Here is an 825-nt window from a genome sequence, read left to right as displayed (position 1 = left end):
GGGCAGGAGGCAGGGGGCAGGAGGCAGGGGGAATTTTGGAAGTTGTTAAATATTTGGGGTTTTTAATTGCCTGTAGCAGTATGTCAAGGGTTAACAAATATATCTCATCATTTTGCTAATATCATGCCACAGAGGTAATGCAGGTGAGTTGGGATGGAGAAATTAACTAAACCAGTGCGATTTTGGCTTTGTGCAACTATCATATTTTTGGGTTTGATGGGTTGCGATCGCTTTATCGGTACTTCTGGAGAACCAGTTGAGCGAGTGAGTGATGGCGATACCATAGTAGTTAAAGATACCAATGGCAAAAATTTTACCGTGCGCTTTGCTTGTGTAGATGCGCCCGAAATAGCCCACTCTAATAAAGAAAAGCAGAGTAAACGCACTAGCGATCGCAATCAATTTATTTGGGGTGTGAAAGCCCAAGAACGGGTACAACAACTGGTGCAACAAGGAGGCGATCGCGTGACTTTGAATATCACCGATAGCGATCGCTATGGACGCAAAATTGCCGAAGTCCGTTTACAAAATGGCACTTTTGTGCAGCAGATATTGTTAAAAGAAGGATTAGCAAAAGTGTATCGTCCTTACTTAAACAAGTGTCCTAGCAAAGACTTAGTTCAACAGGCTGAAGCTGAAGCCAAGGAACAACGTGTTGGGGTTTGGAGTGATACTAAATTTGTTAATCCTTGGGAATATCGCAGCCTATCAAAAAAATAAAAACTCTGTCTGTTTCTAATTGAATGCACTACATTTTTTGGCATTGCATATTTGCGCGATGAATTAGCAACTTTCAAAATTCTCCCTTCCCCCTTCTCCCTGCCC

The 825-nt window shown here is 42.3% G+C and carries 1 protein-coding gene; it reads left to right on the top strand.

The features are described from left to right. The first annotated feature begins 153 nt into the window (after window positions 1-153). Entirely contained in the window at window positions 154-720 is a 567-nt protein-coding gene (locus G1O98_RS38425) for a thermonuclease family protein (protein ID WP_163939708.1), read from the top strand. The last annotated feature ends 105 nt before the right edge of the window (window positions 721-825 follow it).

It is taken from the genome of Nostoc sp. UIC 10630 (genome assembly GCF_010747425.1).
Classification (GTDB): Bacteria; Cyanobacteriota; Cyanobacteriia; order Cyanobacteriales; family Nostocaceae; genus Nostoc.
The sequence above is the reverse complement of the archived record's forward strand: the minus strand, read 5'-3'. Positions and strand labels throughout refer to the sequence as shown.

Excerpts from the sequence above, each read along its gene's own strand:
- G1O98_RS38425 (WP_163939708.1), top strand. The coding sequence starts at position 154 with ATGGAGAAATTAACTAAACCAGTGCGATTTTGGCTTTGTGCAACTATC.